We start from the raw sequence: 22,223 nt of genomic DNA on the forward strand, positions 1-22,223 counted from the left end.
AACGGGTTAACCCACCTGAGGCCGCTCCAGGCGCGTTGTACATGCGCCCGGGGCGGCTTTGTTGCATCTCCATCTAACACAAGCAGTTACGCGCGCGTGTCAGCAGGCGCTGTCGAACCCCTACACAGAGACACAGAGGAACGACGAGGGAAAAACAAGAAGGGTTTCCTCTGCGGCTTTGTAGTTCCCTCCGTGTTCTCTGTGTGATGCACCTCGCGGGGCCAGCCTCCCGCGTCTAGATTACGCAGAACCGCACATCATGGAGCACCCGAATGGTAGAAGTATGCCCGTGCTGAGGTTGGGGATGGTTGTCGCGTGTGCCGTCGCGGGGACGGCGTGTGCATCGCGCCCGGTAGCGGCGCCGCAGGCGGTGCCCGCGCCGGCCGATCCCGCGGCGCACCACCACATGCCCGATCTGCCGGCGACGGCGGGGCCCGGGTTCACCGTGGCGGACGTGCGCTTCATGCAGCACATGATCGGGCACCACGCGCAGGCGGTGCGGATGGCCGCCATGGCGCCGGCCAACGGCGCGTCCGACGACGTGGTGCGGCTCGCCAGGAAGATCGACATCTCGCAGCGCGACGAGATCGTGATGATGAAGAGCTGGCTCGCCGAGCGGCGGCAGGCGGTGCCGGACGAGGCGCATTCCCAGCACGCGATGATGATGCCCGGGATGCTGACCGACGAGCAGTTCGCGCGGCTCGGCGCGGCGCGCGGCCGCGCGTTCGACCGGCTCTTTCTCACCCTCATGACCCGCCATCACGAGGGTGCGCTGCAGATGGTCCAGGAGCTGTTCAGGAGCCCGGGCGCGGGCCAGGAGCCGGACATCTTCCGCTTCGCCACCGACGTCGACGCCGACCAGCGCGACGAGCTCGTGGTGATGGAGCGGCTCCTCCACGCCATTCCGGATTGACCGCCGGACGTATTTCCACCCTCCGAGAGAGACCGATGAGAGATCACGTTCGCACCCACAGGGCCGCCACGGCGCTGGCCATGGCCGCGGCGGTGCAGCTCGCCGCCATCGCCTCGCCCGCCTTCGCGCAGCAGGACACCATCCCGACGATGAACGATCCGCGCGCGAACCTGCGCGCGGGAACCGGGAACACCGCCGGCATCGCCGCGAAGGGGATGCGGCTCGTCTCGTACACGGCCAAGCCGGCGCAGCTCGACTCGGCGCGCGGGCTCGCCTACATCAACTCGGACATCGCCTTCCGCAACAACACGGTCTACCAGGGCAACTTCAGCGGCTTCAGCATCTGGAACGTCGCCAACCCGGCGCGCCCGGTGGAGCTGAGTACGGTGGTCTGCGCAACCGACCAGGCCGATCCCTCGGTCTACGGCAACCTGCTCTTCATCTCCGCCGAGTCGCCGCGCTCGCGAACCGACTGCGGTATGCAGGGGGTGCAGGACGGCAAGGACCGCATGCGCGGCGTGCGCATCTACGACGTGAGCAACCCGCGCACTCCCCGGCTGATCAAGAACGTGCAGACGTGCCGCGGCTCGCATACGCACACCATCGTGCCGCACCCCACCGACCGCAACGTGATCTACATCTACGTCGGCGGGTCGTCCAACGTGCGCGACGCGGCGGAGGTGCCTGAGCTCGCGTGCTCCACGGGGACGGTGGCCGAGAACCCGAACACGGCTGACTACCGCGTAGACATCATCCGCGTGCCGCTGCGGAATCCCGAGCAGGCGGCCGTCTCCGGCTACGCGCGCATCTTCCAGGGGCTGCCGCGCCCGGCGGGCCGTGGCGGCGTGGCCCTGAACGACACCGCGACCGGCCGCGGCGCGACGGGGCCGTCGGGGTGCCACGACCTGACGTCGTACCCGGCGTTCCACCTGGTCGCGGGCTCGTGCGGCAGCTTCGGCATTCTGCTCGACGTGCGGAACCCGGAGCGGCCGGTGGTCACGGACGCGAAGTCGGACCTCAACTTCTCGCTGTGGCACACCGCCGTCTTCAGCAACGATGCCAAGCGCGTCGTGTTCACCGACGAATGGGGCGGCGGCACGGCCCCGCGCTGCCGCGCCACGGACCCCTTCCGGCTCGGCGGCAACACGGTGCTCACCATCGCCGGCGGCAAGATGACGCAGCACGGCTACTTCAAGCTGCCGGCCGCGCAGACGAACACGGAGAACTGCGTGTCGCACAACGGCGGCCTGGTGCCCGTGCCGGGACGCGACATCATGGTGCAGGGGTGGTACCAGGGCGGCGTGAACGTCTTTGACTTCACCGATCCGACCCGCCCGATGGAGATCGCCTACTTCGACCGCGGGCCGGTGGACGCGCAGACGCTGGTGATGGGCGGCTCGTGGGGCGCGTACTACTGGAACGGCTACGTCTACTCGTCGGAGCTGTCGCGCGGGCTGGACATCCTGGAGCTGCTGCCGAGCGAGCAGCTCTCGCGCAACGAGCTGGAGGCGGCCAAGCTCGCACGGATGGAGGAGTACAATCCGCAGATGCAGCCGCGGATCACCTGGCCGGCCGCATTCCCGGTCGTCCGCTCCTACCTCGACCAGCTGGTGCGCAACCGGGGTCTTTCCCCTGCGCGGACCACCGCGATCGCCTCCGCGCTCACGCGCGCGGAACGCGTGCGCGGCACCGCCCGGCGCACCCAGCTGAACGTGCTGGCCGCGCAGCTGGACAGGGACGCGCGCGGGGCGGCGGACGCGCAACGCGTTACCGCGATGGCGGCGGCGGTGCGCGACCTGGCCCGCGCGTCGCGGTAGGGAGGTCACGCGAAGGGCTGATGTCGCAGGCATGCGGGGCAGCGCGCGAGCGCTGCCCCGCATCGTTATATCCGGCCGAAAAGACGCTCGCGCCGCCAGGAGGTCGATTCGCTGCTTCGTCGGGGTACGGACGGGGCACGCGGAGTCGTATCATGCGCCACTGTGTCCCGGAAAGTGAGAAGAGGGCTCGTAAAACCGCTCCGATCATGCTATCGTTCCTTCTTGTTACTCCCGGTAAGGCGTTCCCGCCGCAGTTCTGTTCCCGCTGTCCTCGTACTCATCTCCCAACCGCACCCTCGAAGGAGCTCCCATGATCAAGCATGTACTCGCGTCCGCACTGTGCCTCACCGCCGTGGCGCTGGCTGCCCCTTCGGCCGCATCCGCGCAGGCGACCCGCACCTGGGTCTCCGGTGTCGGTGACGACGCGAACCCCTGCTCGCGCACCGCGCCGTGCAAGACCTTCGCGGGCGCCATTTCCAAGACCGCGGCCGGCGGCGAGATCGACTGCCTGGACTCGGGCGGCTTCGGCACGCTTACCATCACCAAGTCGATCACCATCGACTGCAACGGGGTGGTCGGCAGCTCCCTGTTCGCCCTTGCCCCCAGCGCCTTCACCATCAACGGCACGGACATCGTCGTCACGCTGCGCAACATCCAGATGAACGGCGTGGGAACCGGTACGACCGGAGTGCGCTTCGTCAACGGCAGGCGCCTCGTCCTGGAGAACGTTCTCATCACGGGGGCCACGCAGGCGGGGGTCCGGGTCCTTGCCATGCCCGGCGCCGGACACCTGGTGATCAACAACTCGCAGATCATCAACAACAGCACCGGGATCCGCACCGCTCACGGCGTCACCTCGATCGTCAACTCGACGATTGCCGGGAACCAGATCTTCGGGCTGATCGCCGAGAACACCGGTGTCATCAACGCCGACGACAACCTGATCGCCGTGAACGGGATCGCGGTGCAGGCCGGCGACGGCTCCGGTGCGGGCCAGACCAACGCGTTCGTGAACATCTCCAACAACGGCGTGCACGGAAACCTCACCGCTTTCGTCTGCGCGGGCGGGTTCGTGGCTTCGGACAGCAGCAACCGGCTCTCGAACAACGGGGGCGGCGGCGCCACGCCCTGCACGCCGAACGCCGTCATCACCAAGCAGTAGCTGCAAGGGCGTCTCACCCAGAGAACGCCGGAGGGAACAACGAGAGGAGGAGGATCTGCGAGAGATCCTCCTCCTCTTTCCGTTTCTTCTGCGTCTCTGTGTTGGATGGCTGGCAAAAACCGGACGGACCGGACGAACGCGCCGCAAAGAAGTTATACCATTTAGAAGAAACCGGTGTGCATTCTGACCGGCTTGTCTCACGCAGAGGCGCAGAGACGCAGGGAGAGAACAACAGAGAAAAGCTCACACAGAGGCCACAGAAGGAACTGAAAGCCACAGAGAAAACCTTTTGCGGTTCTCTCCGTGGCTCTGTGTCTCTATGTGAGCCATGCGGTTGCAGTTCTCTCCCGCGTCTCTGCGCCTCCGCGTGAGACTCCCGTTTCCGTCTTTGCACACACCTCGATGACGAATGGTATTATTGAACCGCTTCGTCTTGGCACGAACCGGGCGCGCGGAGTCGCATCTTGCGCCAACGTAGGCGGGAAGTGGAAAAAGTATGCGGAATCTCGCTTCGAGGTGGGTATCGTACGCACCACCCGTTGTCCTGTTCCTGCCGTACTTTTTCCATTCCCCACCCACCAAGGAGTTCGTATGATCAAGCGTGCACTTGCATTCGCCGTGTGTCTCGGCGCACTGGCCGCGGCTGCCCCCTCGGCTGCCTCCGCGCAGGCGACCCGCACCTGGGTCTCGGGCACCGGCGACGACGTGAATTCCTGCTCGCGCCTCGCTCCGTGCAAGACCTTCGCGGGCGCGATCTCCAAGACCGCGGTCGGCGGTGAGATCAACTGCCTCGATCCGGGCAGCTTCGGCACGATCTTCATCTCCAAGTCGATCACCATCGACTGCAACGGGGTGATCGGCAGCAACCTCAACTCCGGCGGCAGCGGCGTCACCATCAACGGCACGGACGTCGTCGTCACGCTCCGCAACCTCCAGATCAACGGCCAGGGAGCCGGTACGACCGGAGTGCGCTTCTACAACGGGCGGCGGCTCGTCCTCGAGAACGTCTTCATCTCCGGGAACTCCCAGGCGGGGGTCGTGGTGAACATGATGGCCGGCTCCGGACACGTGGTGATCAACAACTCGCAGATCATCAACAACTACGATGGAATTCGCGTGTCCCACGGCATCACCACGGTGAACAGGTCGGTCATCGCCGGCAACACCATCTTCGCGCTGATCGCCGAGAACGGCGGGGTCATCAGCGCCAACGACAACATTCTCGCGGTGAACGGCATCGCGGCACAGGCCGGCAACGGCACGGGTGTGGGCCAGACCGGCTCGTTCGTGAACGTCTCCAACAACGGCGTCCACGGAAACCTCACCGCTTTCGTCTGCGCGGGCGGGTTCGTGGCTTCGGACGGCAGCAACCGGCTGTCGAACAACGGGGGCGGCGGCGCGACGCCCTGCGCCCCGAACGCGGTCATCACCAAGCAGTAGAAACAGCGCGTTACACGGAGAACACGGAGGGAACAACGAGAGGAGGAGGATCGACGAGTGATCCTCCTCCCCTTGCCGTTCCCTCTGTGTCTCTGTGCGAAATGGCCGTCAAAGCAGTCGGTAAAAGGTGGACGGTAGGGACGGTCGAGCCGCAAGGAAGTTATTGAACCACATCGTCTTGACGCGAACCGGGCGCCGCCGAGTCCCATCTTGCGCGATATTGCGCGGAATTGAAAAAAACACTGGGAAAAACGCTCCGATCATGCTATCGTACGCACCGCGTTACCCCCGGTGACGCGTTCCCGCCGCAGTGCGTTCCCGCAGTTCCTTTTCCCCACCGTTCCTATCCACAAGGAGTTCGTATGATCAAGCGTGTACTCGCGTCCGCACTGTGCCTCGGCGCCGTAGCCCTGGCTGCCCCTTCGGACGCCTCCGCGCAGGCGACGCGTACCTGGGTCTCCGGTGTAGGCGACGACGTGAACCCCTGCTCGCGCACCGCGCCCTGCAAGACCTTCGCGGGCGCCATCTCCAAGACCGCCGCCGGCGGCGAGATCGACTGCCTCGACTCGGGCGGCTTCGGCGGGGTCACCATCACCAAGTCCATCACCATCGACTGCAACGGGTCGATCGGCGGCGCCCTCTTCGCGGGAGCCTCCAGCGGCATCAGCGTCAACGGCACGGACATCGTGGTGGTGCTCCGCAACCTGCAGATCAACGGCGCGGGGACCGGCCTGGTCGGGGTCCGCTTCGTCAACGGCAAGCGCCTCATCCTGGAGAACGTTCTCATCGCTCAGGCCTCGCAGACGGGCCTCCTGGTCAACGCGATGGCCGGATCCGGGCACGTGGACATCAGCAACTCGCAGATCATCAACAACTACGACGGCATCCGCGTCGTGCACGGCATCACGTCGGTCAAGAGCTCGACGATCTCCGGCAACACGATCTTCGGGGTGATCGCCGAGACCAACGGCATCATCAACGTCGACGAGAGCATGCTCAACTACAACGGCATCGCCGTGCAGGCCGGCAACGGCGGGGCCGGGCAGACGAACGCGCGGGTGAACATCTCCAACAACGGGGTGCACGGAAACCTCACCGGCTTCGTCTGCGCCGGCGGGATCGTCGCTTCGGACGGCAGCAACCGGCCGTCGAACAACGCCGGCGGCGGCGCGGCGCCCTGCACGCCGAACGGCACCATCGTCAAGCAGTAGCCGTGCGGCTTCCTCTCCGCGCCGCCGGGCCGGGGCGCGGGAGGAACGCATCACACGGAGGCACAGAGGAAACGGAGAGGGCGCGGAGGCGAGATCCTCCTCCTTCTGTTTCCTCTGTGTCTCTTTGTGAGACCGCCGTCGAGTCGGGAAAAGCCCGTGGGGGTTGACCCTCAGGAGCGCACCCGGTTACTTTCTCCTCATGCCGAGACCTACTCCCGCACCCAGCACGCGCCCGCTCGCCCGCCCTCCCGCCGCGGCCCCGAGCGACACGGAAAGCTCGCTGCGCTTCTCCGTTCCCAACCTGGCGCTGATCGCCGCCGGGCTGGTCGCCATCGTCGCGGGCTACGTGTTCCTGGCGGGTGGCTCCACGGTGGTGGCTCCGCTCCTCCTGGTGCTGGGCTACGCCGTGCTCATCCCGCTCGGCATCATCTGGTAGAGGGCGCTTAGCTCAGCTGGTTAGAGCACCTGTCTTACACACAGGGGGTCGGGGGTTCGAATCCCTCAGCGCCCACTCATCGGGTCCGACACGGTGTCGGACCCGATTTTTCTGTAAGTGCCTGTAATGCCGCGGAATGGCGCCGGACCAGACGATCTGGTCCGGCGCGCATGGCTGCGTCACCTGCCGGCGCGTCGCAGCGCATGCCGGCGGTTGGGCTCTTTTCGCAGAGTCGCGCGATACTCCGCGCGCGCTTCGGCGGGCCGCTTCAACTCCAGCAGCATGTCGCCGAGCAGCTCGCGGGCGGGTACCAGAGGCCCCGGAGTGACCGCGTTCTTTTCCGTGGCGTCCTCACGCGCCGCGGCCTCGCGCATGCGCGACAGGGCCGTGGGCACGCGCTGCTGGGCAAAGGCGAGCCAAGCCTGCGCGGCCAGGTGCTGAACCGCCACCTGTTCCGCCCAGAACTCTTCTCCACGCGCACCCAGCCGCTGCCTGATCGCGGCCAGAGAATCGATCGCCACCGCCGCGGCGGCGAGATCACCGGTGCGTGAGGCACCGAGTGAGCGAGCGAAGTACGTCATTGCCTCCGTGTACGGGTAGGCGGTCGCGGACGGCCGGAGCGCGGCGGCCTCCCTCCACGCGCGCCGCTCGAGCGCCCATCGCGCCGGGATCGCGGCGAGCGCAAAGATCCCCGCCGAGCCGGGTGCCGCGCCGGTGATCGCGTTCGGGTCGAAGCGCGCCGCCAGCGCCGGCAATCCATCGAGGATCGCTCTGGCCTCCGCTTCCTTTCCCATCTGCAGATAGGCGTACATGGCGTAGTCCGCGGCATGCAACACCTCCGAGATTGAGCCGCTCGCCAGGGCGACCTCCATCGAGCGCCGGTTCGTGCTGACCGATTCATCCCACATCCCCACCCGCGTGAAGGTGTGCGAGGGCATGTGCAGTGCGTGCGCGGCGGCGGGTGCGATGCTCGCGTAACGGCGCGCGGCCGCCCGCGCCCGATCGGCCAGCGGCGGGTAGTCGTAGCTGTGGATGATGTAGTGCGCGAGCCCGGGGTGATCGGGCTGAGCGGCGAGGAGCGACTCCAGGATGCTGCCGGCCCTCTTCTGGCTGGTGTAAGTCTTGTCGGTCGGCGAGGCCGAGGCCGCCAGCGCGATCGCGTGGAAGATGGTGGCTTCGGTGTCGGTGGGATATCGCGCGGCGAGCTCGCCCATGGCGCGCTCGTATGCGACGAAGCGGCTGCGCTGGTCCCGGCGCTCGACGTCCTCGTACAGCTGGCTTACGGCGCGAATGTAGCCGCGCTCGCGCTCGGACGCGCCGGCGCCGAGCCGCAGCGCGGCGTCGGAGGACTGCTTCCCCAGCCTCAGCTGCGCCGGTGACCGGCCGCCCACCGCCATCGGGTTGCTCCAGCGGCTGAGCGCGACTCCCCAGTGCGCCATGGCGCACGTGGAGTCGGACGCGATCACTTCGTCGAAGGCCCTGATCGATGCGCCGAACTCAAAGGAGTGCAGCAGGGCGACGGCCCGGTCGAAGCGGGGAGCCACCGCGGGGCTGCACGACGTGGCGAAGCGAACGGTGCCCAGCTTTTCAGGCGATCCGGCCGGCGGATGGACGTGCCCCTGCGTGAGGACACGGGCCGGGAGAAGGCAAAGCACCGCGGCCGCGGCGATCGAAAAACGCTTCATGTGTGCTCCCTGGTTGCGGCGACGTTGGAGCCGTGCCGCCGTGGTGGTGGACCTCTTCCGAGCTGTGTAACGGGTGGTGCATCGACGGGCGTGGCTTCGCTCCGCCCATTCACCGGACCAGGATCCGGATGGGAATGATCCAGCCCGACAGCTGCGTCTTCACCTCGAGCCGCAGCTCGCCGGGTGTTGCCGGCGTGAACTCGAAGTCGGCGGTTTCTCCGGGGCCGGTCAGGAGATAGGCCGGCCGCTCGCCGCGCTGCGTGGCGGGGAGGTCGGCGCCGTCCTTGGCCACGGGCCGCCAGGAGGCGAGCGCCGAATCGGACATCAGCGAAAAGATCACGCGCCAATCGGGATTGATGTTGATGAAGCGCAGCCGGTACCTGGTGCCTGCCCGAAGCTCCACGGGCGGCGGTGTCGCGCTGCCGTTGACCACTCCGGGTGACTGGAAGTCGAGTTCCGGGAGCGAGTCGCTGGGGCCGGAGCCTCCCACGACGAAAACCCGGTCGAGCTGCGGATCGTACGGCTGGTCCGGGTCTACCACGAGCAGCGGCCCATAGAGCCCCGAGCCCAGTTGAAGCTGCTCGTTCGAGTGGGTGTGGTAGATGAAAGTGCCGGAGCGCGGGGGGACGAACTCGGCCGCGAAGGAGTCGCCCGGCGCGATGGGGGGCATGATGCGCCCCGGGGCCCCGCTCCACCCCGGCACGCCGTCCGAGAAGCTCTCCAGCTCGATTCCATGCCAGTGGACGGCGGTCGCTTCCCGAAGGTGGTTGACCACAGTGATGCGAACGGGCTCTCCGCGGCGCAGCACGAGCATCGGCCCGGGGAGCTGGATCGAGTCACGCGCGGGTTCCGCTCCGCCTTCCTGCACGACGTAGCCCATCCCGGCGATCTTGCGGAAGCGTGCCGGTGCGGTCTGCGCCAGCAGCCGGATCTCGCGCGGCGCGGCTGCCGCGGCTGCTGGAGCGCGTGCGCCGGGTGCCGGACGGACCGCGAGTCCCAGCACCAGGCCAGACATCCGGTGAGGCGCGGTGGCGTCGGTGTGCGAAGCGTGCGCGCCTGCACCCGTTTCCGGCGGGATCTCCTGGCCGCGGGGAAGCGCGAGATGGTGAGACACGTGGAAGGCGAAATGGCAGTGGAAGAGCCAGTTTCCCGGCCGTTCCGGGACCCACGACATCGCCATCGTCTCGCCCGGGAGCATGAGCTCGGTCACGACGAACGGACGGGCATCGCCGCGGTACGTCCGCTGTGTGTGCGCGTTGCCCCGGCTCTCCACGTTGAAATAGAAGCCGTGGAGGTGCATGGGGTGAGAGCTCGCCGTCGCGTTCACCCATCTCCAGCGAACCGCGTCACCCTGATCGAAATCGAGGCGCTCGGTGTGAGGCCAGGAGCGGCCGTTGATCACCATCGTCTCCACGTCTCGCGCGGTGGAGTCTGGCGCCGCACCCGGGGCACGGTTCCAGCCGGCGGGCCGAAACCAGTTGCCGATCACGAACACCCGGTCGTCGGCCGCGCCACCGGCGGGGTCCACCACGAGCGCTCCGGAGAGCTGGCTTTCCCGCCATTCGCGATCCTCCATGCCCCGGCCACCGACGGTTCCCCAGTAGTAGTAGGTCCCCGCCCTGTCCGCGCGGAAGCGGACGTCGCGGGTGGCGCCGGTGGGGATGTGGAGGGGAATGGCGCCGCCGGTATCCGCCTGGAGCCCGAACACGGTGATGGCCGAGTCCGTAGGGTTGCGGATGCTCACCCGAACCTCGGCCCCCTGCCGGACTCGGATCAGCGGCCCCGGCACCTGGAGGACTTTGCCCACTTCCGCGAAGGCGAGGGCCGGCACGCTCGGCCCGTCGTCCTCCTCCGGGTAGAGCAGGCCTTCGCGCACCTCCAGCCTGAGAGTGAGCACGCGATCGGCGAGGTGCCCGGCCGGCCTGCGATTGTCGTTCGGCGCAATGCGCTCGCCCCGCTTCCATGCGGATGGCGTTTCGGCCTCCGCGAGAGGCTGGCCGGCCGCTGGCACGGTGGCGAGTATGGCGTAGACGAGTGCGGCCACGGAGCGCTGGATCATGGATTCCCTTTGGGTCTCACGCAGAGGCGCAGAGGCGCAGGAAAAAAAAGATGAGAACAGATGGGCTCACACAGAGGCACAGAGGGAACTGAAAGAACAACAAGGGGTTCCCTGTGCCCTCGTCTGTCCCTCAGTGTCTCTGTGTGAGAAGCTCCGTTCACCGGCTGCTCGGGGCGGCGGGGATCCGCAGTCCAAGCCGATCCGCAAAGAAGGCGAACACGGCCGCGGCACGGCGATCGCTGACGTCCGCCGGCTGCGAGTCGCCCATGTGGCCGGCCTCGAAGTCCACTCGCAGAAGCACCCGCCGCTCGCCGCCGGGCAGCGCCGCGGCGCCGCCGGCGTCGCGCAGAGCCGCGGCGAGCTTGGCGGGGTGCCACGGGGTGACGCGCGTGTCGTTGAAGGCGGCGTAAAGGAGCGTCGGCGGGTATGCCGTCCCCCGCTGCACGTGATGATACGGGCTCATCGCGAGCAGCGCGCGGAACCCGGCCTCGGTCTCCGCCGATCCGAACTCGTGCACGTTCTGCGGCCCGGCGCCGCTCCCCATGAGCCGGGGCATGTCCGCGACGCCCACCTCGATCGCCGCGGCGCCAAAGAGCTCCGGGCGCTCGGTGATGGCCCGGCCGGCAAAGATTCCGCCCGCGCTGCCGCCGTTGATCCCGAGCATCGCCGATGTGGTCAGCCCCTGCTTCAGCAGGTACTCGGCGCAGGCGATCCCGTCCATCCAGCTGTTTCGCTTCGTTTCCTGCATTCCCGCGCGGTGCCACGTCTCGCCGTTGTAGCCGCCTCCCCGCACGTGGCAGATGGCATAGGTGCCGCCCGCCTCCAGCCATGGGCGAATCTGCGGCCGGAAGAAGGCGTCGTCCGTTGCGCCGTAGGCGCCGTAGCCGTACAGCACGGTGGGTTGGGGGCCGGCCGCGCGGAACCCCCTCAATATGGTGAGCGGCACCCGCGTTCCGTCGTGCGAGGGGGCGAAGACGGTTTCCGCCGACATCCCTTCGAGCCGGCCGAACGGGTCAGGGGCGTTCAGCGGCGTGGGCAGCTCCACGATGCGCCGTGCTCCCGGATCATAGCGGAAGCGCCGGTCCGCCTGCGTCCATCCGCCGAAGACGAAGCGCACGCCCGGCTGCTGGTCCAGCGCCTCCAGCTGTCCTGCGCTCCCATCGAAAGGGAAGGGGATCTCCTCCACCTCCCCCGCGTCGTATGGCCAGCGGTACATCCGCTGGCGGCCCTGATCGGTGCCCAGCCAGTAGACTGCGTCGCGCGCAAGGGCGAGCCGGTCGAACGTGTTGAAGAACCCCAGCCCCGGCCGCTCGAGGAGGACCTCCGCGCGCGACCAGTCGAGCGCCGGTCCCTCACCTTCAACGAACCCCGCGGGGATCGGCAGCCGCACCAGGCGTCCCGCCGGCGCGCCGCGGAAGGAGGCGGCGTACAGCCAGGGCCCGCGCACGCGGAGCCGCTGGATGCTGTCGGTCAACGAGGTCACGCGGCGCCACGTCGCGGGGGGTGGCGTCGCCCCCCGAGCCACCGCCCCCAGGGGAGCGATGAACGCTTCCCCCGTGCGGACGGTGTTCTCCCGATAAATCGTAGCGAGCGCGATCCCCGCCTCGGCGTCGGCCTCCGGGCCTCCGATGGCGGACGAATCACCCGTCAGCCGGTGGGGCTCGAACACCACGACGTCGCTTGCCACCGGGGTGCCCACGACGTGCCGAAGGGTGGGCATGGCCCCCCAGACCCGTGCCGCCGTGGCGCTGGCCGGCGCGTCGCGCGTCATGGAGTAGAGGAAGGATGCGCCGCCCGGAAGCCAGGAGACGCCGGACGCGGAGCGCGGCAGCTCGGCGGTGAGCACGCGGCCGGTGGAGGTCTCTACGATGACGGTGGCGGGACGCTCGTTGTTGTTCTCGGTATACGACACCGCGACGTGCGCGCCACTCGGCGACGGACCATAGAAGGAGACGACCGCCGTACGGGCACCCGTGACGCGTGCGAGCTCCACGGGCCCGATCAGCCGCCGCTCGCCCGAGTAGGTATCCCGCACGTACAGCGAGGGTGCCTGCTCGCCGGCGAGTGCCTTCAGGTAGAAGGCGCGCCCGGGCTGCTCCGCGATCTGCGTCGTGCGGTAGGGCCGCGCGTTTCGGGCCTGTGCCAGCCGTGCAACGATGTGGCGGTAGGCGGGCAGGCGCTCGAGCGCGGCGCGTGTGACCGCATCCTCCTGCTCGTACCACCCGCGTACGGCTGCGTCCTCGTATCGCTCCAGCCAGCGGTACGGGTCAGCCACCCGCGTGCCGAAGTACGTACTGGACGAGTCCTCGCGCGGTGCCACCGGTACCCGCGCGGCCGGCGTGCTTCCGCCTCCCCCGGATCTCTGCGAGTACAGCGGCGAGGCCGTGGCGGCGATCGCGAATACGAGCAGGTAGGCAGGCTTCATCGGGGGGCGGGGGAGGTGGGGGAGGGCGCTGGCGTGCAGCTACTGGTCAGGAGCACGCATGTGTTGGTCCGCGCGGCGGAAACCCACATTTCTGTGCCGCGCAACGGAGTTCAAGCAGAGGATCGTACGAGGCGAACGAATCCTGGGACATGGACGACCCGGTTTAAGCCACAGGTAGTGGCGCTGGTGCCACACTCGTGCCGCCCGCCTGGTCGGTGCCCGGGCCGGTCGATTCGTCTTTTATCGCCAGAGCCTGCGGGGGGCGCCGGCTCACCGTCCTCGGCCCCGACCAGCTCCGCGCGCAGCCCCGTGCAGGACCGCTGTCAGGCGCGCGGCATCACTCCCACGCCGACAACGTCTTCCAGTCCAGCAGGCGCACCGCCCTGCCAGCCTCGGTGGCGCGCCAGTAGACCACCCCTGCCCGGTCCGGGTCGTTCCGGCGCTCCGCGAAGCCCCACAGGGTGAGCCAGTGAAGGTCCGTGCCGTCGACCGCGATGTGCGGTTGACGCTCGCGCCGTTGTGTGAAGTTGTGCAGGTCTACGCGTGCGCCAAGCTCGCGTCCGCTCACCCAGCCGCGCCCGCCGAACCGCTCCGGCACGGCCGGGTCGTCGTAGGCTTCGCGCAGCAGCCCGAGCGCGCCGCGCTGGCGGCTCGGAGCATACACCGCCTTGCCGGTGTCATCCATGCGCGGCCGGGGGACGGCCTTGTGCTCCTTTGGGTCGGGTTCGTTGATCGTGGCCAAGCCCCGCTCAGTGATCCGATACACCCACACCGGCCGCTTCTGGCCGGGGGCGCGCACGTCCGCATGGGTCACGAGGCCCCGCTTGTGGAGCCGGGGGAGAACTTCCGGAAAATACCCGGCCAGGTGGTCGCGCACGTCGTTGATGTGAGCCCAGCCGCGCACCCCCTGCAGTTCGTATCCCGCGCGGCGAATCGCCAGCAGGCGCAGGAAGCGGAGCGCGTCCCGTTCGTCGCGCGTCCAACGCCAGCGGGTTGGCTGCGATTCGGGCATCGTATTCTCCCCCCAGGTGGCCTGACATGGGCGATTTCGCCTTTGCAGACGCTACGTGGTGGGGGCATCCTCGATCCAGACGAGCGGTCTGGCTGAACGCGCACGCCGTGGCCGGTAGCACGCACGTGCCGGCCGGGCGCTGGTTTACACTGAGTCGGATCGGGCGCTTGAGAGACAAGCCCACGTAACTGGCGCAAACGGTACGCCGCGCATCATAATTGGGGACCCTTCGCAGTTCCCCCACTACACAACAGGATGGCGAAAGATGAAAGCTCCCCGGATTGCCCTGGCCGTGCTTCTGACGTGCTCCGCGCTGGCAGCGTGCGCGGATGTGGGCTCCATCAGCGGCGCGGCTCCGTCGCGGCCGGGTTTTGACGGTCTCGGGATGGGTGGCGGTGGGATCGTGACGCCGCCGGACACGACGGATGAGGCAGGCACGGCCGGAACGACGGAAAACACGCCCGACACCACAACGGCGGTCGGACGCGGCATCGGGATGGGCGGCGGGGGCTGAGTCCTACGTACGGCCGGACATGGTGAACTGACGAACGTCGACCCGCGTACCCGCCTCAGGGCTGGCGCGCAGGTCGCGCAGGCGAGTCAGGAAGAGGGACCGGAGTGCGGCGGCACGATCAGCGGGGGGCGGTGCCTCTCGCTGGTCCCCGCCCACTCCGTCCAGCACCCGTCGAGCCCGCCGTAGCGGTTCCCGCTCCCGGCGGCGCTCTGCCAGCTCCAGCGCGCGCGCGGCCAGACCGTGCGCGCGCTCAGCGTCACCCAGCAGGGCCGCGCCTTCCGCCGCCAGCGACAGGGCTCCGGCCGCATGCGTCTCAGCCAAGGAGCCAAGCAGCAACAGATCCGCGACGGCCTCCGCGTGCCGCTGCCGCTGACCCGCACCGGCAGCCGCGAGTGCCACCGTCCCCATCATCGCCACACGCTCCCACGGCCTTGAGAAGAATGGCAGCGCCGCGTCCAGCACGGCGAGCGCATCCGCGTGAGCACCGTGGAGCGCCATCAGGCATCCCACGTCGTGCGCCAGGTGCGGCAGCCGGGGGTGGCGAGCCGAGTACAGGTCCAGGGCGAGCCGGGCGTGCCGGTCGCCCGCCGCAAAGGTCCCGGCCGAGCACTCGACCAGCAGGAGGTTGTGGTGCGCCGTCGCGGCGAAGGTGTAGTGCCCGGAGCGGAACGCGGACCATCGTGCGCGGTTGTGTGCCCGCCGGGCGCGCGCCACGTCGCCAAGCTCGTAGAAGAGCAAGCCGAGCCGCAGATACGCTCGTGCGTGCCACTCCCAATCCTGCGTGCGCCGCGCCGTCCGGACGGCCCTGGTCAGCCACAGTTCGGCGCGCTGGTCAGCAGCTTGTGCCGTGCACGCGGTCCCCGCCAGAGCGGCGGCGCGGGCGCTTGTGGGGTCGGCCAGCGCGGCGGCTTCCGCGAAGTGCAGCGCCGTTTCCGGCATGAGCTCGCCTTCAGCCCACTCGCTGATCGCAAGGCACGCGGCCGACATGCCGGGGCCGCTCACGTGTTCCGGGTACTGCACCAGCGCGCCGAGCGCACGCATAGGGATCGTCAGGGCTTCAGAGAGGCATCCAAGCACTTCCGGCTCCTGCCCGGTGAAGAGTCCGGCGCGGCTCCCTTCCCCCGCGAGCGCCCAGAGGCGCACGTCCCGCACGCGCTGCCACAGCAGGAGTGCCAACGGTGCGTCCGTCTCCGCCAGGAGGGCGGTTTCGTCACGCGGCCAACTTGGGGCCGGGGGGAAGGTCGGGCTGTTCTTCGGAGGCGGTCGCTTGGGGGGCGGCATAAGAAGAGGCGCAGGAGGAATGGGGTCCATCTATTTGGCCCGTTGTACCGGGCGAGTATAGTGCGCGCTCCGCCGGGTGCTCAAAGGATTGCTTGCTGCTCGCATTCACCTAGCTGACAGGCTCATGTAGGTCCGCTTTCGGCCAACACTCGCACGCTTCGGAGTGTACGTTCTGTCCGGTTCCCAGCGCCAGCCCACGCATCCGTCTCAATGTGAGCGGAAGGAGTATTGCCTGCAGGCGCACCAGGTGGCGGCAACCCTTCGGTCGAGGGTTGCCGCCGATGTTCTACGGGTGGTCTCGGCCCTCAGCCGATCAGTACCGGAACGCCACCTTGATGCTGCCGCTCCCCTTCTTGTCCATTGCGGTGAGGAGGGCGTCGCGGAGCTGGTAGAGCGGAAGGTGTGGGTCAGCAGTGCGGTGAGGGGGGCAGAAGTACAGGCAGACCTGCACGGGGCCATCGCCAGGGCCACAATAGAAACGGCGATGGTTACTCTGTCGCGTATGTGCGTTGCTCTCTGTCCATCTACGCTGGGCGGCGATAGCATTCGTGGAATGTGGCTCGGCAACTGACTCATACTCTGTTTCCCCGGTGGCTAACTCATCCGTTGCCGGCAAAATTCAGTTACACGGTGGCCCTCGCGCAGAGCTCCTCTTCTCCAGCATTCACCAGGCTATGCCCACGATTGAGATTCGCCGCGAAGAAGTGCCGGGGCAAGCTGCCCGGAACGTGTTGCTGATCGACGGTGCATCACTGGAGAACGCCGATTTGACAGCGACCTCGCGCGCGCAGCCGGCGTATATGCTGTTGGTTCGAACTAAGCCGGATGCTGAAGCTGTGAAGCGCTGCTCCTTAGCTGACCTCGTAGGATTCAGCAACATACGCATCTTCGAGGATCTTGCATGGATCAACTTGGGACGACTGTCCCGGATCGAGTGGGAAGCTCCGAGCGAGCGCTGGCGCCTTTACTTGAGCTACCGCATCGACATCAGAAAGTGGGCTGGCCCGTACAGCATTGGCAGTCTCCGTGAAGCAGTCCGGGACAGCCTTCAGGCGGAGCCAATAAGAGGACTCTCGTTCAGCACAGGGAACGTGATCATGGGGGAGGGGTTTGGTGTGACATGTCTGATTCGAAACCCGCAGACTCCGATCGGGGAGGAAATCGAATTCTGGGAAGGTCTGATAAGGCCGGTTGTGGAACACGCCGAAACATGCCTTTCAGAAGACGTCGAGCGCGACACCATCGTAACGCTGTTTGACTTCCCGGCACCGGTCAAGACAGCGTGTGGCCAGTATCTGCTCTACTTCGCACAGTTTCTAAAGGATCTCGGGATCGACGCGGACACGGATGTGCGTAATCGTGCTGGGCAGATACTGTTCAGCGTCCGGCCTCGGGATGGCGCAGAAGCTTTGGATCGTGTCCGGGAGGCTTTGGACACGTACCTCCAGCTGCCTGACGCTCCTAATCTGGATTCCGCAGTCGCGAGCACACCAAACATCGCGGCTCTGCAACTGCAGGCGAACGTGCACCACTTGAAGGGTCAGTTGGCTATCGCTAGCGCACTGGTGCAAGCAAAGGACGCACAGCTGGAAGCACTTCAAATTTCGAATTTCCAATATAGGCAGATGCTCGGGGGCTCCATGGAGGTGAACAATCTTGGTATGCTGCCCCTGGGGCATTCGAAACCCGAGCCGGATCCGGCTGATGAGCCGCTTTTTGGTGGACTCGTCAGCATCACCCCGCTGGAAATGAAAGGGATAAACGTAAACCTGCCGGAGATCGTCCGGAGGCTGAGGCGGCGAGTGGGTGACGAGGGATAGGTCGGGCTGCCTCTGGTAGGTGGGCGTAGCCGCGCTGGAGGGAGTGCCTTACGTGGGGGACGGTTACCGGCCGGACATCAGCCCGGCGTCATGGAGCGGCCAAGACAACTGGAACCACCGCATTGCGAGTACCCGGCGCCGCGTTGCGAATGTCTACGCACGGCTCAGCGGCCACTCTGCTTGCACACGGGCGGCAACCCCTCCGGTGAGGGGGTTGCCGCCGATGACCCATTCGAGCGGTCTCCGCCCGCGCTCAGCTGATCAGTACCGGAACGCCACCTTGATGCTGCCGCTGCCCTTCTTGTCCATCGCGGTGAGCAGGGCGTCGCGGAGCTGGTCGAGGCGAAAGGTGTGGGTCAGGAGGGGGGCGAGGGGGGCGCGACCGTCGGCGACGAGGGCCGCGGCTTCGGTGAAGGCGTGGGCGCCGGCGCCGCCGTGGGAGTGGCCGCTGTAGCAGAGGCTGCCGCGGATGGTCAGCTCCTTGAGCCAGACGGGGCTCCAGTCGATGCCGTTGAGCTGCGTGCTGTTCCCCAGGAGCACGATGGTGCCGCCGGAACGCGTGAAGCGGAGCGCGTCCTCCATGCCGCGCACGCCGCCCACGCACACGTAGACCTGATCGAACCCGCCCACCGCGATCCGCTTGCCGATGATCGGCTTGAGAAGGCGGGCTCCCGATATCTCGGCCAGCGCTTCGAAGTAGTCGCCGCGGCCGCTGACGGCGCGGGCGGCGCCCAGGCGCTCGGCCTGCTCGGCCTGGAAGGGGTAGCGCGCCACGATCGTCACGTCGGCGGCGGGGGAGAGGGCCTGGAGGGCGGCGACGGTGACGAGGCCGATTGCGCCCGAGCCGATCACCAGCACGCGGGCACCGGCGGGCGGCAGGTTGGCGCGCACCGCCTGGACGGAGCAGGCCAGCGGCTCGATCAGCACCGCCTCCTCGTCCGCCAGCGAGTCCGGCACCGCAACGAGCTGGCTCTGGTGCGCCACGAACTCCTCGCCCCAGCCGCCGCCCAGACCGCGCGTGGTGCCGATCAGCATCCCGGGCGCGAGTGCGCCATCGGTGAAGTGCTCGCAGCGCGACGCGTGGCCGTCCGCGCAGCCGGCGCAGACCGGCTCGATGCCGCGCGGGACGCAGGAGAGCAGGGGATTCACCACCACGCGCTGCCCGACGCCCCACCCCTTTACCGCCGCGCCCAGCTCCGCCACCGAGCCGACGTTCTCGTGGCCGGGGGTGAAGGGGAAGGAGGAAAAGGGCGATGTGGAGGGCGATGCGGTCAGCGTCACGATGCCGAGGTCGCTTCCGCAGATGCCGCCCATCCGCGTCTGGATGCGCACCCAGTCGGGGCCGGGGAGGGCGGGGGAGGGAGACTCCGAGAGGCGCGTGCAGGAGTGCGGCCCCACGTACAGGCCGGAGTTCAGCCGTCCCGCGCCCGCGGTGACCAGGTAGCGCGGGATGGGCGCCGCGAATGTGACCGCCTTCACGCCGGCACCCCCGGCGTCACCACCCGCAGCGCGGCCGGCAGAGACGTGATCTCCAGCCGCGCGCTGCTCGCACGGTTGTACTCGCCGTCCGTCTCGTAGGCGGGGGGCGAGTCGAAGTCCAGCGTGAACGCGCGTGCCTGCTCCACCTTGACCTCGGGCGCGGTGACGTGCGTTCCCTTGATGGCCGCGGTGAAGATGGAGATGCGGCGCGCGGCCGAGGCGTCCAGGATGCTGACCGCGTCCAGCATGCCGTCGGTGAGCGATGCGCCCGGCGCGATGGCGAAGGCGCCGCCGAAGTTGCGCGCGTTGGCTACGATCAGCATCAGGTGCCGTCCCCGCCAGGTGCCCGCGGACGAGGTCAGCCCGATGTCCACGCCGCGGTAGCCGAACAGCTGGCGGCCGGCAGAGAACATGTACAGCGCGTTGCCGCGCAGCAGCGGGATGCGCCCCACGTCCTCCAGCACGGCGATGTCGAAGCCGAAGCCGGAGACGTTCAGGAAGTGGCGGTCCTCGATGCGGCCCACATCGACGCGCGTGTCCGGGCCCTCGGCCGCCAGGCGCGCGGTGGCCTCCGGATCGCCCGCGGGGGAGCCGGTCGTCTTGGCGAAGTCGCACCCGGTGCCTCCCGCGAGCAGCGCCAGGCGCACGTCCGCGCCCGAGCTGAGGATCTGGTTCGCCACGTTGCTCCAGGTGCCATCACCGCCCACGGCCACCAGCGTGTCGAAGCCTTCCTCGATGGCGCGCCGGGCCAGCTCGCCCTCCTGCCCCGGCCCGGTGCTGACCCGCACGTCGGTGACCCCGTGCGCGGCGAACGCGGCCTTCACCCGGGGGAGCAAGCGCGAACCCCGCCCCCTTCCGGCGGCGGGGTTCGCGATGACGCATACCCGGTGAGTCACGGCTGCACCGTCACGGCGAGCTCCCGCAGCGGTTGGAAGGTCTGCACCCCGCCGCGCATCCACATCTCGCGAATCGGCAGTTCGCTCACCTCCTCCAGGTCGGCGAGCGGCTCCGTCATCGGGTGGGGGAAGAGCTTCAGGTAGCCGCCCTCCTCCTCGCTCTCGCTCAGCGCGCCCTGCATGGTGATCTCGGCCAGGAATCCGCCCGCTTCGTCGAACATGAACGACTGGTGGAGCTGCGCGGCGTCACGCCATCCGTGCGAGGTGATCGCCATCTCCACGATCGGCCGCCCCTCGTCCGACACGTGGACCATCATGCGGCCGTCGCCGGCGTCCGGCTCCATCGACATCTGGACGTCGCGCATGTAGTGCGGCAGGTGCCAGCGCTCGATGGCGTGCTCCCGGGCCTCGCGCGTGGTGGTGGCTAGCAGATAGGGGTAGAAGGCGGAGTGCGGCATCGCCATCCCCGGCTCCACGCGCGGCGACACCAGGATGCCGAGGATGACTTCCTGGTAGGCGCCCACCATGCTCTCGCTGAAGTCGAACGCCATGACGGACAGGATGCCGGAGCCGTGGTGCAGCTCGGCCGGCTGCAGGTGCCGCGGGAGGATGGCGCGGGCCTGCTCCACCGGGAACTCAAAGAAACCGCCCACCGCGTTGCGGAAGACGTAGACCGTGGTGCCATCCTGGCTCATTTGAGGATTCCTTCCTGGCGAAGCACGGAGACCAGGATCTCGCTGGCGCGCTCGAGCTGCGCGAATTCGTGGGCGGCGGATATGGAGATGCGGAAGCGCGACCGGTTCTTGGTGACGGCCGGGTACTTCACCGGCTGCACGTACAGCCCGGCCTCCTGCATGCGCCGCCCGATCCCCATCACGCGGCGGTCGTCGCGTACCATCACCGGGATGATCTGCGAGGTGGACTCGCCCACGTCCACGCCGTGCTCGGCGAGCAGCCCGCGCATGTGCGCGACGTTCGCCCAGAGCCGGTCCCGCAGCTCCGGCTCGCGCTGCACGATGCGGAGCGCCTCCAGCACCCCCGCCGTGATCACCGGCGCCAGCGCGCACGAAAAGAATCGCGAGCGCGAGAAGGCGTCCAGGTAGCGCTTCATCTGGAGGGAGCAGGCCACGTAGCCCCCCATCCCGCCCAGCGCCTTGCTGAACGTCCCCAGGTGAATGTCGATTTCGTCCTTGAGCCCGAACTTTTCCGCCACCCCCCCGCCGTTGGGGCCGTAGATGAAGGAGGAATGGGCCTCGTCGATCATAATGCGCGCGCCGTACCGCTTCGTCACCTCCACGATCTCGGGGAGCGGGCAGACGTCGCCGTCCATGGAGTAGACGCCCTCCACCACCACCAACACCTTCTTGCCCGCGACCTTTTTGAGCTGCTTCTCCAGGTTCTCCGGCTGGTTGTGCCGAAAGAAGCGGGTGTCCGCCTTGCTCAGGATGGCGCCGTCCACGCAGCTGGCGTGGGCGTTCTGATCCATGATGACGACGTCGCCCGCGCGCATCAGCCCGGAGATGAGCCCGACGTTGGTGGAGTACCCCGACGGGTAGATGACCGCCGCCTCGGTGCCCTTGAAGCGCGCGATCTCGTTCTGCAGCTCCTCGTGCACCTCCATGGTGCCGCTCAGGATGGGCGAGCCCGCGGCGCCCAGGCCGTAGCGGTCGAGCGCGTGCTTGGCCGCGTCGACCACTTCCTGCCGGTACGAGAGACCCAGGTAGTTGTACGACGAGAGGTTCAGCAGCTGCAGGCGGCGGTGGCCGATCGGCTCCTGCACCTCCACCTGGGGCCGCGGCGCGCCGGCCATCGGCTGGCCGAGGAGGAAGTACCCCGTCGGACGCACCTCGTCGTACCACGCGTTGTACGGCGTGAGCACCGCCAGCACGTCGTCGCTGCTCGAGTAGTAGAAGCTGTTGAGGTCGTGCTCCGCGGCGCGCGGGGGCGCGGGAGCCTCGACTTCATCGAGCCAGCGGTCCGGCTGTACCGCGGCGGTGCTCACACTCTCCATGGGGCTCCTCCAGGTGGATACCGCCACCCGCGTGGGGGTCGGCGGGCCCGCTGAGCGGCTCC

Annotated in this window: 18 protein-coding genes and 1 tRNA gene; 9 read left to right on the forward strand and 10 right to left on the reverse strand. The window is 68.1% G+C overall.

What is annotated here, in order from left to right:
* Positions 1–304 precede the first annotated feature (304 nt).
* The 7 genes from VF584_18760 (at position 305) to VF584_18790 (ending at position 7,054) form a co-directional block, all read left to right on the forward strand.
* Entirely contained in the window at positions 305–913 is a 609-nt protein-coding gene (locus VF584_18760) for a DUF305 domain-containing protein (GenBank protein HEX8212225.1), read from the forward strand.
* Between the two features lie 35 nt (positions 914–948).
* Complete coding sequence (locus VF584_18765) at positions 949–2,730, forward strand: hypothetical protein (protein ID HEX8212226.1); 1,782 nt, start codon at positions 949–951, stop codon at positions 2,728–2,730.
* 310 nt (positions 2,731–3,040) lie between these two features.
* A complete protein-coding gene (locus VF584_18770; protein ID HEX8212227.1) occupies positions 3,041–3,892 on the forward strand; it encodes a hypothetical protein in 852 nt (283 codons plus the stop codon).
* A 591-nt stretch (positions 3,893–4,483) separates the two neighbouring features.
* On the forward strand, positions 4,484–5,332 hold the full coding sequence (locus VF584_18775; protein ID HEX8212228.1) for a hypothetical protein: 849 nt from the start codon (positions 4,484–4,486) through the stop codon (positions 5,330–5,332).
* Between the two features lie 362 nt (positions 5,333–5,694).
* Positions 5,695–6,543, forward strand: a complete 849-nt coding sequence (locus VF584_18780) for a hypothetical protein (GenBank protein HEX8212229.1) — start codon at positions 5,695–5,697, stop codon at positions 6,541–6,543.
* A 199-nt stretch (positions 6,544–6,742) separates the two neighbouring features.
* A complete protein-coding gene (locus tag VF584_18785) occupies positions 6,743–6,979 on the forward strand; it encodes a hypothetical protein (protein ID HEX8212230.1) in 237 nt (78 codons plus the stop codon).
* Position 6,980: 1 nt separating this feature from the next.
* Positions 6,981–7,054 (forward strand) — tRNA-Val (locus tag VF584_18790).
* Between the two features lie 104 nt (positions 7,055–7,158).
* On the opposite strand, the gene VF584_18795 is transcribed toward VF584_18790, so the two are convergent.
* The 4 genes from VF584_18795 to VF584_18810 all read right to left on the reverse strand — a co-directional run bounded on the left by VF584_18795 (position 7,159) and on the right by VF584_18810 (position 14,160).
* Positions 7,159–8,664 (reverse strand): hypothetical protein, encoded by a 1,506-nt coding sequence (locus VF584_18795; protein ID HEX8212231.1) that lies wholly within the window; start codon positions 8,662–8,664, stop codon positions 7,159–7,161.
* Positions 8,665–8,773: 109 nt separating this feature from the next.
* The gene (locus tag VF584_18800; protein HEX8212232.1) at positions 8,774–10,723 is read right to left on the reverse strand and encodes a multicopper oxidase domain-containing protein; all 1,950 of its coding nucleotides are present in this window, start codon (positions 10,721–10,723) and stop codon (positions 8,774–8,776) included.
* A 157-nt stretch (positions 10,724–10,880) separates the two neighbouring features.
* Entirely contained in the window at positions 10,881–13,148 is a 2,268-nt protein-coding gene (locus tag VF584_18805) for a prolyl oligopeptidase family serine peptidase (protein ID HEX8212233.1), read from the reverse strand.
* 337 nt (positions 13,149–13,485) lie between these two features.
* The gene (locus VF584_18810; protein HEX8212234.1) at positions 13,486–14,160 is read right to left on the reverse strand and encodes a hypothetical protein; all 675 of its coding nucleotides are present in this window, start codon (positions 14,158–14,160) and stop codon (positions 13,486–13,488) included.
* A 265-nt stretch (positions 14,161–14,425) separates the two neighbouring features.
* Here VF584_18810 and VF584_18815 point away from each other — a divergent pair, with 265 nt between their 5' ends.
* Positions 14,426–14,674 carry a hypothetical protein gene (locus tag VF584_18815; GenBank protein ID HEX8212235.1) on the forward strand — a complete coding sequence of 83 codons (249 nt, stop codon included), beginning with the start codon at positions 14,426–14,428 and terminating at the stop codon, positions 14,672–14,674.
* A 3-nt stretch (positions 14,675–14,677) separates the two neighbouring features.
* On the opposite strand, the gene VF584_18820 is transcribed toward VF584_18815, so the two are convergent.
* Together VF584_18820 and VF584_18825 are read right to left on the reverse strand one after the other, a co-directional pair.
* Positions 14,678–15,850: a hypothetical protein gene (locus VF584_18820; GenBank protein HEX8212236.1), complete on the reverse strand. Its 1,173-nt coding sequence runs from the start codon at positions 15,848–15,850 to the stop codon at positions 14,678–14,680.
* A 418-nt stretch (positions 15,851–16,268) separates the two neighbouring features.
* A complete protein-coding gene (locus tag VF584_18825; protein ID HEX8212237.1) occupies positions 16,269–16,406 on the reverse strand; it encodes a hypothetical protein in 138 nt (45 codons plus the stop codon).
* Between the two features lie 223 nt (positions 16,407–16,629).
* Here VF584_18825 and VF584_18830 point away from each other — a divergent pair, with 223 nt between their 5' ends.
* Positions 16,630–17,775, forward strand: coding sequence for a hypothetical protein (locus VF584_18830; GenBank protein HEX8212238.1), 1,146 nt, complete (start codon positions 16,630–16,632; stop codon positions 17,773–17,775).
* 261 nt (positions 17,776–18,036) lie between these two features.
* Here the strand turns inward: VF584_18830 and VF584_18835 are convergent, their stop codons facing one another.
* From VF584_18835 to VF584_18850, 4 genes are read right to left on the reverse strand one after another with little or no spacing between them, the layout of a single operon-like run.
* Positions 18,037–19,254 (reverse strand): alcohol dehydrogenase catalytic domain-containing protein, encoded by a 1,218-nt coding sequence (locus tag VF584_18835; protein HEX8212239.1) that lies wholly within the window; start codon positions 19,252–19,254, stop codon positions 18,037–18,039.
* A complete protein-coding gene (locus tag VF584_18840; protein HEX8212240.1) occupies positions 19,251–20,213 on the reverse strand; it encodes a diacylglycerol kinase family protein in 963 nt (320 codons plus the stop codon). Before VF584_18840 ends, VF584_18835 begins: the two co-directional genes overlap by 4 nt.
* Positions 20,147–20,845, reverse strand: a complete 699-nt coding sequence (locus VF584_18845) for an acetoacetate decarboxylase family protein (protein HEX8212241.1) — start codon at positions 20,843–20,845, stop codon at positions 20,147–20,149. Before VF584_18845 ends, VF584_18840 begins: the two co-directional genes overlap by 67 nt.
* Positions 20,842–22,161, reverse strand: coding sequence for a pyridoxal phosphate-dependent aminotransferase family protein (locus tag VF584_18850; protein HEX8212242.1), 1,320 nt, complete (start codon positions 22,159–22,161; stop codon positions 20,842–20,844). Before VF584_18850 ends, VF584_18845 begins: the two co-directional genes overlap by 4 nt.
* Between the last annotated feature and the right edge of the window lie 62 nt (positions 22,162–22,223).

This window comes from Longimicrobium sp. (genome assembly GCA_036389135.1).
Lineage (GTDB): Bacteria > Gemmatimonadota > Gemmatimonadetes > Longimicrobiales > Longimicrobiaceae > Longimicrobium.

What these genes read in the sequence shown, in the direction of transcription:
- VF584_18765 (HEX8212226.1), top strand. Translation starts at nt 949, where the DNA reads ATGAGAGATCACGTTCGCACCCACAGGGCCGCCACGGCGCTGGCCATG.
- VF584_18845 (HEX8212241.1), bottom strand. Translation starts at nt 20,845, where the DNA reads ATGAGCCAGGATGGCACCACGGTCTACGTCTTCCGCAACGCGGTGGGC.
- VF584_18785 (HEX8212230.1), top strand. Translation starts at nt 6,743, where the DNA reads ATGCCGAGACCTACTCCCGCACCCAGCACGCGCCCGCTCGCCCGCCCT.
- VF584_18780 (HEX8212229.1), top strand. Translation starts at nt 5,695, where the DNA reads ATGATCAAGCGTGTACTCGCGTCCGCACTGTGCCTCGGCGCCGTAGCC.
- VF584_18800 (HEX8212232.1), bottom strand. Translation starts at nt 10,723, where the DNA reads ATGATCCAGCGCTCCGTGGCCGCACTCGTCTACGCCATACTCGCCACC.
- VF584_18850 (HEX8212242.1), bottom strand. Translation starts at nt 22,161, where the DNA reads ATGGAGAGTGTGAGCACCGCCGCGGTACAGCCGGACCGCTGGCTCGAT.
- VF584_18810 (HEX8212234.1), bottom strand. Translation starts at nt 14,160, where the DNA reads ATGCCCGAATCGCAGCCAACCCGCTGGCGTTGGACGCGCGACGAACGG.
- VF584_18830 (HEX8212238.1), top strand. Translation starts at nt 16,630, where the DNA reads ATGCCCACGATTGAGATTCGCCGCGAAGAAGTGCCGGGGCAAGCTGCC.
- VF584_18770 (HEX8212227.1), top strand. Translation starts at nt 3,041, where the DNA reads ATGATCAAGCATGTACTCGCGTCCGCACTGTGCCTCACCGCCGTGGCG.
- VF584_18775 (HEX8212228.1), top strand. Translation starts at nt 4,484, where the DNA reads ATGATCAAGCGTGCACTTGCATTCGCCGTGTGTCTCGGCGCACTGGCC.
- VF584_18795 (HEX8212231.1), bottom strand. Translation starts at nt 8,664, where the DNA reads ATGAAGCGTTTTTCGATCGCCGCGGCCGCGGTGCTTTGCCTTCTCCCG.
- VF584_18760 (HEX8212225.1), top strand. Translation starts at nt 305, where the DNA reads ATGGTTGTCGCGTGTGCCGTCGCGGGGACGGCGTGTGCATCGCGCCCG.
- VF584_18805 (HEX8212233.1), bottom strand. Translation starts at nt 13,148, where the DNA reads ATGAAGCCTGCCTACCTGCTCGTATTCGCGATCGCCGCCACGGCCTCG.
- VF584_18815 (HEX8212235.1), top strand. Translation starts at nt 14,426, where the DNA reads ATGAAAGCTCCCCGGATTGCCCTGGCCGTGCTTCTGACGTGCTCCGCG.